Here is a 6,062-nt window from a genome sequence, read left to right as displayed (position 1 = left end):
CCCCGCGCCAACCGGGTGCCGATCGATTGGCCCGCTTACACCCCACCGCGGCCTGCGATACTAGCGCCAGGGTTCGCCTTCCGAGGCGAACCCAAGGTCGACATCCAGCTCGAGCGCGTCGGCGACGGCGTCATCGCCACCATCGACGACTACCCGCTGGACGACCTGGTGAACTTTATCGACTGGTCACCGTTTTTTAACGCCTGGGAGCTGGCCGGCAAGTACCCGGCCATCCTGGATGACGAGATCGTCGGTGAAGAGGCGCGCAAGCTCTTCGACGACGCCGTGCCCTTCCTGGAGCGGATCGTCAAGGAGAAGTGGCTCAAGGCCGCCTGCGTCTGTGGCTTCTTCCCGGCCAACAGCGTCAACGACGACGACATCGCCATCTACACCGACGAGACCCGCAGCGAGAAGGCCTTCGAGCTGCACATGCTGCGCCAGCAGATGTTCCGGGCGGCGGGCAAGGGTCAGCCGAATATCTCCTTGGCGGACTACCTGGCGCCCGCCGACAGCGGCAAGCGAGACTGGATCGGCGCCTTCGCTGTCACCGCCGGCATCGGCATCGACGATCACGTGGAACGCTTCGAGGCGGACCACGACGACTACAGCTCCATCATGCTGAAGGCGCTGGCGGACCGCCTCGCCGAGGCCTTCGCCGAGCGCCTGCACCAGCTCGTGCGCACCAACCTCTGGCGCTATATGCCGGACGAGCAGCTGGACAACGACGCCCTCATCGCCGAGCAATACACCGGCATCCGCCCGGCGCCGGGCTACCCCGCCTGCCCGGACCACACCGAGAAGGGCACGCTCTGGGAGATCCTGAAGCCCGATGAGCGCATTGGGCTCACGCTGACGGAGTCCTTCGCCATGCTGCCGACGGCGGCGGTCTCCGGCTGGTACTTCTCGCACCCGAGCTCGCGCTACTTCGGTATCGGCCGCATCCAGAAGGACCAAGTGGAAGACTATGCCGCGCGCAAGGGCATGAGCCTGGAGCAGGCCGAGCGCTGGCTGTCGCCGGTGTTGGGCTATGATCCGTAAGGGCCGCCAAGTCGCGGGCTCCGAGCGCGGATAGGGGTTCGCGCAACGGCGCCAAGACGCAAAGATATGGGCCGCGCGCCTCCGGTGAGTCGGATGCCCGCAACGTCTTCCGACAGGGGTACGTCGGGTCATGGAAACGCCGATTGGCTGGCGTTTCCATAGCCGAGCTACAACGGCCGAGCCTCCGCCAGCGCCCGCAGCGCACCCGCGCAGTCTGCGCCGCACGCGCCGGCGCGGTGCTGCGACAGCATTTCGCGTGCGAGCTGCAGCCAATGCTCGCGCCCGGCCTCTGCGACAAGCCCCAACGGCTCGGTACTGCCATGCTCGCGCCATGCGTCGTAAGCATCGGCGAGCCCCGGAAACAGATGCTTGCGCATGTTGTTCAGGTTGCCAACGTAGAAGTGCAGCGCCGGCGGGTCGGCCTGCTCGACGAGCTTGGGCAGTGTCACGAGCGCGTCGGCGAGGTGATCGCGCACGGCGCGGGCGATCAACTCCGTCGGCGTGCCGACTAAATCCGCCAGCATCGTGTTCCAGGCGGCGTCGTCCAACAGCCGGCCCGCCTCGTATTCGCCCTGCTCGTGCAGTAGGGCGTTATCGATCTCGCGATCGGTCATGGCGTCCAGCGAGCCCTCCAGGTCCGCATCAAAGTCGTAGCACGCGAAGGCTCGACCGAGGGCATTGTCTGGTCGATTCCAGCGCCAACTCTCCAGCTTCTCCCAGAGCATGCGGCGCAGGGACTCCCGGCGTAGAAAGATCGTGTTGCCCAGCGTCATGGCCGGCGGTGCTGCAAGATCCCGGGCATACTCGCCTGCGGCCACATAAACGGTGTAGCCGCCGCGGCTTACGCGCTGCTCCAAACGGCCGAGGAAGAAATGCGGCTTCGCGCGATTACCAAGGCCGCTGCTGTAGACCAGCCCTTCGGCCGCGAGAGAGTCGTTGATGCCGTCCGCGTCGAACGGATCGAAATCCCGCCCCTGGATACTGATTGGCCGCAGGTCGGCATCCTCCAGACCCTCCCACAACTGCTCGCGCGCCTGCAGCCAGTCGCCGACTGCATCCTTACCGAGGGGGGCACCATAGGGCAGCTTCTGCTCCCACCGGTAGTACTCGCGCATTTTCATGAGGTAGACACAGAGCGAGTAATCGCCGCCATGCCGCGCATCGGAGACATGGCAGTTGTACTGCACTGCATCGGTCAGGGATTCGAGCTGGTTCGGGCTCATCAGGACAACCTCAACGACCTCCGACCTACGCCGTCCGCCGGGCAGCAGGCCCGTGGTGCGCACGCTCGGCAGGAAATTCCTGAGTAAAATAGTCTGGCAAAACGGTAGCAGTTCAAGACCGTCGCCGGCAACGGCCCGAAAGCATCGTCTCCGGCGAAGGCGCGCGCGCAGGCTGTCCGTCAGCTCGCTTTGCGGACCTACGCCTCGCCCCCACTTCCCCGGACTTGCAAAAGAGCCAAACCCGGGAGTCAGCATCATCATGGCCCTGCGCATCAAGAGCCACTGGCAGAACGAGGAGGTCGAGCGCTCGCTGGGCGAGGTAGGCGGCGCGCTGGCCTTCATCGCCTTCCGGATTGCCACCGACAAGGCCATCACGCTGCACTGCGAGCGCTTCGTCTACCGAGACGACGCCCAGCGCATGCGGGTGATCCAGGAGTACGTCATCTTCCTGATCCAGATCGCCGACCGTCTCGCCCACAAGATGTTGGACGACGACCAGCGCCGCGAGCTCGTCACCGCCATGGCACGCAAGGCCGTGGAGCACGTGCAGGACAACAGTCAGGATCTGATGGGGCCTGCGGACTACGGCTCGCCCTTCATCCAGCGGCTGAACGAGCGCTCGGGCGAGTATGCAGAGCTGAATATGGATGACGAGGGGCCGTCCTACAGCTTTCTGCGCCACCTGGGTTTCGAGATCCAGCAGCTCATGGGCGAGCAGGACGAGAACCGCTGGGTCATCGACCAAGTGATGGACAAGGATGGCTGGGACGCCTACAAGCGCTTCGCAAAGGCCTTCAGGGATCTGTTCGAGTAGCGCCGGACTGCTCTGCGGACGCGGCGTTCGCCGCGGCGCGCGGCGGCGGGCGCCGCGACCACAGGATGCCCGCCAGAATGAGTACCAGTCCGGCAAGGTGGCCGAGCGTCGGCTGCTCTCCGAGGAAGACGACGCCGACGATCACGGCCCAGAGCGGAATCAGATAATTGAGCTGTGACGTAAACGACGGTCCGGCGGTGCGGATAAGCCGAAAGTAGACCACCATGGCGGTGGCTGTCGAAAACAGCCCGAGAAAGGCCAAGGCTCCGAGCACAGGCGGCGACAGCGCTCCATCCGTACTGGGGGCAGAGACGCCGAGCCCACCCAGCGCCCCCACAGGCATCGAGAGCATTGCCGCAAGCCCGATGGTGGCGGCCGCTGTGGACAGGGCGTCGCTCGGCGGCCGCAGGCGCGCCAGAATGGCCGATGTGCCGTAGCAGAGGGCACCGCCGAGCACCGCCAGCATGGGCAGCAGCGGCCCGTCCGCACCGCCAATAGCAAGCAACGCCTGCGGACCGATCAACACCACCACGCCTGCAAAGCCGGTGAGGAACCCGGCCACGCGATTGCCCGTGAGCCGCTCACCGGGCACGAAGACATGAGCCAGCCCGAGGGTCGCGAGCGGCATGATGGCCATCAGGATGCCGGCGAGCCCGCTGTCAATGAAACGCTGCCCCCAAGTGATGAGCGAGAATGGCAGCAGGTTGCCCACCAGGGCGATGAGGCCGAAAAAGAGCCAGAGCCGACGACCTTGCGGGAAGCCCCGACCCAACAGCCAGGCCAGCAGGATCAGCGCCAGCGCACCGATGCCGAGCCTGCTCTGTACTACCCAGGCCACCGGCAGCGCGGTCACCGCCACTTTCGTGAACAGGAAGGACGAGCCCCACATGATCGTCAGGGCGATCAGGCTCATCCACTCCGCTGGCCCGTGGCGGTGCGCGCCCGCCGGCACCTCACCGCGTGCCTGCCTCACGCCGGCGCGCCCACGCAGTCGCCAGCAGCAGACGTTTGAAGCCTTCGGACACCAATCACAGCAACACCAGCACGAGTGCCGCTGCCAGCAGCAGCCACTGTGCGCCATTGATGATGACGCTGTAGCGGTGTAGCCGATTGAATGCGGCGTCGCGTCCGGCGTCGCGGGCAGCGTTGATGCGCGGCATCAGCACCTGCCGTGCATACCAGAATCCCGCCGCGGCCAGCGCCGTCAGAAGTGCGGCAACGGGCTCCGCGCCGAGCACCAGCGCCGCGGCGGCGACCACGGACACACTGCCGATGCTGAGGTAGTACCAGGGGAAGACCTGCCGGATAAAGCCGCCGGCTGTTTCAAAGGGCAGCTTGGTGAAGACCAGCGGCGCCATGACTGCCGAGAAGAAGGTCATTCCGCCGAAGGCGAGGGCCAGCGCAAAGCCGGCGAGGAGATGGAAGCCCAGTGTGAAGCTCATTGTGCAGCACCTCGTGTTGCGCGGCGCAGGATCGCGCGCTGGGGGAATCCTGAGACCGCCGGCGGGCTGCCTCTCAGCGCTGGCCTCAGCTCTGGCACACCCCGCACCAGTATGTGGAGCGGGGCGGAGAGCCGAGCTTGGCGCGCCGAACGGGCGTGCCACAGCGCCGGCAAGGTAGGTTGTAACGGCCGTAGACCCAGAGCCCGCCGCGACCGTCGGCGGTCACGCATGTGGTACGCGGACCGCCGCCGACGTTGTCCGCGAGCAGGGTCGCCGCCCGCTCATAGAGCCCCAATAGCGCGCCTCGATCCAGCGTCTTGACTTGGCGCAGCGGCGCACACCGCTCAAGGAACAGCACTTCAGACTTGTAGACGTTGCCGATGCCAGCGGCGATACGCTGGTCCAGAAGGACATCCACCAGCGGCGTCTGCGGCGTGGAAAAGGTCCCGATACGTTGCAGCAGCTCCTCGGGCGCCACTCCGTCCCGGATCAGATCACCGCCGAGGCGCGCACCCTGATCGGAGCGCCGGAAGCCGCGACGCCGCAGCCACTGCACCGCCTTCGCATTGAAACACACATAGTCGCGGGTACCTGTGCTGATGACGACCGACGCCTGCTTGCTCGGCTTGCGCCAAGCGGCGCCCGGTGGATAGGTGTGCCACGCGCCGTACATGCCGAGGTGGCTGCGGAGTTCCGTGCCGTCGTCGAAGGTCACGAACAAATGCTTGCCTTCGCTCGACACACGCAGGACACGGCTGGCGCCCGCACCAGGACCGAAGGCCGGATGCACGCGCACCGCGGTGATTGCGCGGCCGCGCAACTCTGCATCCAAATACGCGGCGATTTTATAGATCGTGTCGCCTTCAGGCATCGTTCGGCACTGTGTCGCGCACCCAGCCACTAGGCGAAAGGGCCTGCGCGGCGAGCATAATTGCCTGTGTCGCATCTGGCGAGGGCATCGACAGTGGATCTCAGGCTTGACGCTGCATCACCGCTGCAGTGTTTCTGGTTGCACTGCACCGAAAGCCGCAAAAAAAACCCCGCCCGAGGGCGGGGGAACACGACAAGGAGTCAGAGAGCTTCAACGAAGCTCGCGGCTTTGGAGTACCCCTGAGGCGGAAAGTTTCGCCAATGTCGGACATCGAAAACCTCCATTTTGCGACGGTGAAAGCCAAGCCTGGACGGTAGGGATGGCCTCCTCCCGGCCACCATCCTCGGTGTCTGGTGCGGACCATCACCGCCCAGCAGAAGGACCCGGGGTCGGCGGGGAACGGTAAAGGGAATCTTGGTTGAAAAAGGCCCGTAATGCGCCGAACTGTCGCAAATCACAGCCAATGTACAGTGGGTGGGGACGCCGCGGGCGAAGTGTGTTATGTTTTCGCTATGGGTCTGGGCTGAAACGCAACCCCAGCGCCCCCCGCCACAGCCCAACGGATACCGACAACGCCCCCCTGCCCCCTCCGGAGCCCCTACCTGGGCGTTACCAGATGGCTCGCAGGCCGTGTTGCGGGCGTACCGTTCATAACCCGACCTTTCGTCACAGCA

Annotated in this window: 6 protein-coding genes; 2 read left to right on the top strand and 4 right to left on the bottom strand. The window is 65.5% G+C overall.

From position 1 onward, the window contains the following. On the top strand, positions 1-1,038 hold a 1,038-nt coding region (locus tag I6U14_RS05710), incomplete at its 5' end, for a vitamin B12 dependent-methionine synthase activation domain-containing protein (RefSeq protein ID WP_296897605.1). A gap of 167 nt (positions 1,039-1,205) precedes the next feature. Here the strand turns inward: I6U14_RS05710 and I6U14_RS05705 are convergent. After that, positions 1,206-2,261: an Sfum_1244 family protein gene (locus I6U14_RS05705; protein WP_296897603.1), complete on the bottom strand. Its 1,056-nt coding sequence runs from the start codon at positions 2,259-2,261 to the stop codon at positions 1,206-1,208. 259 nt (positions 2,262-2,520) lie between these two features. Between I6U14_RS05705 and I6U14_RS05700 the strand changes: the two genes are divergently transcribed. Continuing rightward, positions 2,521-3,075 (top strand): hypothetical protein, encoded by a 555-nt coding sequence (locus tag I6U14_RS05700; protein WP_296897601.1) that lies wholly within the window; start codon positions 2,521-2,523, stop codon positions 3,073-3,075. Here I6U14_RS05700 and I6U14_RS05695 read toward each other — a convergent pair. From I6U14_RS05695 to I6U14_RS05685, 3 genes are all read right to left on the bottom strand, one after another. Then, positions 3,056-3,988, bottom strand: a complete 933-nt coding sequence (locus tag I6U14_RS05695; protein WP_296897600.1) for a DMT family transporter — start codon at positions 3,986-3,988, stop codon at positions 3,056-3,058. The two genes, I6U14_RS05700 and I6U14_RS05695, sit on opposite strands and share 20 nt — an antisense overlap. 115 nt (positions 3,989-4,103) lie before the next feature. Next, positions 4,104-4,517 carry a DUF4149 domain-containing protein gene (locus tag I6U14_RS05690; RefSeq protein ID WP_296897599.1) on the bottom strand — a complete coding sequence of 138 codons (414 nt, stop codon included), beginning with the start codon at positions 4,515-4,517 and terminating at the stop codon, positions 4,104-4,106. A gap of 85 nt (positions 4,518-4,602) precedes the next feature. After that, positions 4,603-5,388: a DNA-formamidopyrimidine glycosylase family protein gene (locus tag I6U14_RS05685; RefSeq protein ID WP_296897598.1), complete on the bottom strand. Its 786-nt coding sequence runs from the start codon at positions 5,386-5,388 to the stop codon at positions 4,603-4,605. Positions 5,389-6,062 lie beyond the last annotated feature (674 nt).

It is taken from the genome of Thiohalocapsa sp. (genome assembly GCF_019695415.1).
GTDB lineage: Bacteria > Pseudomonadota > Gammaproteobacteria > Chromatiales > Chromatiaceae > Thiohalocapsa.
This window is presented reverse-complemented; position numbering and strand designations above follow the sequence as displayed.

What these genes read in the sequence shown, in the direction of transcription:
- I6U14_RS05700 (WP_296897601.1), top strand. Translation starts at nt 2,521, where the DNA reads ATGGCCCTGCGCATCAAGAGCCACTGGCAGAACGAGGAGGTCGAGCGC.
- I6U14_RS05685 (WP_296897598.1), bottom strand. Translation starts at nt 5,388, where the DNA reads ATGCCTGAAGGCGACACGATCTATAAAATCGCCGCGTATTTGGATGCA.
- I6U14_RS05695 (WP_296897600.1), bottom strand. Translation starts at nt 3,988, where the DNA reads ATGAGCCTGATCGCCCTGACGATCATGTGGGGCTCGTCCTTCCTGTTC.
- I6U14_RS05705 (WP_296897603.1), bottom strand. Translation starts at nt 2,261, where the DNA reads ATGAGCCCGAACCAGCTCGAATCCCTGACCGATGCAGTGCAGTACAAC.
- I6U14_RS05690 (WP_296897599.1), bottom strand. Translation starts at nt 4,517, where the DNA reads ATGAGCTTCACACTGGGCTTCCATCTCCTCGCCGGCTTTGCGCTGGCC.